Origin of the sequence: Phaeobacter sp. CAU 1743, assembly GCF_039839315.1 — a bacterium.
Classification (GTDB): Bacteria; Pseudomonadota; Alphaproteobacteria; order Rhodobacterales; family Rhodobacteraceae; genus Phycobacter; species Phycobacter gallaeciensis_A.
The window spans coordinates 1-1,059 of the sequence record NZ_JBDOQR010000199.1; the positions used below are offsets into that span (position 1 = coordinate 1).

A 1,059-nucleotide genomic window follows, 5' to 3' on the forward strand; every position below is an offset into this window, starting at 1 on the left:
CTAAAGCGGTTCCAGCTTTCATTGAATCAAAGGGGATTCACAGCGGGCTATTTTTCTGATTCATCCTGTTCAGGAGGATCAGATCATGCCCAACCCGCTTTCTGCCGATATTCGAGCCCGTTTTGAGGTGCTCTTTGGCCAAGGTCTGACAGGTCGAGAGATCGGTCGTCGATTGATGATTTCCGCGGCATCGGCGTCGCGCCTTTCTCAAAAGCTCAAGCAGGGGCTGGGCCTGACGCCAGCCGATAACCCGCGCAACACCGGTTATGGAAGGCTCGCTCCCTACCATGACTTTCTGGTCGAGTTGATCCATCAAGACCCAGACATCACGCTCAAGGAACTTCAGGGTGCTCTTGCGGATGCGCATGACGTGACCGCGTCTGTCTCCGGCATCGATCAAGCCCTCAAGCGGTTGGGTTATACGTATAAAAAAAGAGCCTCATTGCGGATGAACGCAAGCGCGCAAGGGTAAAGCGCGCGCGAGCTGATTGGTTTGCACATCGTGTCCCTGCGATCAGCGCAATGCCTGAACGTGTTGTGTTCATTGACGAAACATCGGTCAAAACCAATCTGACGCGGATACGCGGTCGCTCCCTGCGCGGCACAAGGCTGACAGCATCCGCTCCTTTTGGATCATGGGGCACCCAGACCCTGATTGCTGGCTTGGGTCCATCCGATCTGGTCGCACCCTGGGTCATCAAGGGAGCAATGGACGGCCCAGCCTTTGTCGCTTACATCCGTGACGTGCTGATACCCGAGATCGAACCCGGTACCGCCGTCGTCCTCGACAACCTGGCCACCCATCGCAACAAAGAAGCCGAGGCGCTCCTGCGCGCTCACGGCTGCTGGTTCCTGTTTTTGCCGCCCTACAGCCCGGACCTGAACCCCATAGAAATGGCGTTCTCAAAACTCAAAGCCCACCTGAGGCGCATTGGAGCGCGGTCATTCACTGGACTGTTCGAAGCCCTCAACGAAATCTGTGATCTCTACACACCTCAGGAATGCTGGAACTACTTTTGCGAGGCCGGGTATGCTTCTACATAAACTGGAAACGCTTTA

1 protein-coding gene is annotated in these 1,059 nt (G+C 55.7%); it reads left to right on the top strand.

Annotated elements, in window-relative coordinates; genetic code table 11:
* Positions 1–85: 85 nt before the first annotated feature.
* Positions 86–1,044, top strand: a protein-coding gene (locus AAFO90_RS24950) for an IS630 family transposase (protein ID WP_347511196.1) whose coding sequence is annotated in 2 segments (ribosomal slippage) — positions 86–427 and positions 430–1,044 — 957 coding nt in all. Because the reading frame shifts where the segments join, the coding sequence is not laid out codon by codon here.
* Positions 1,045–1,059 lie beyond the last annotated feature (15 nt).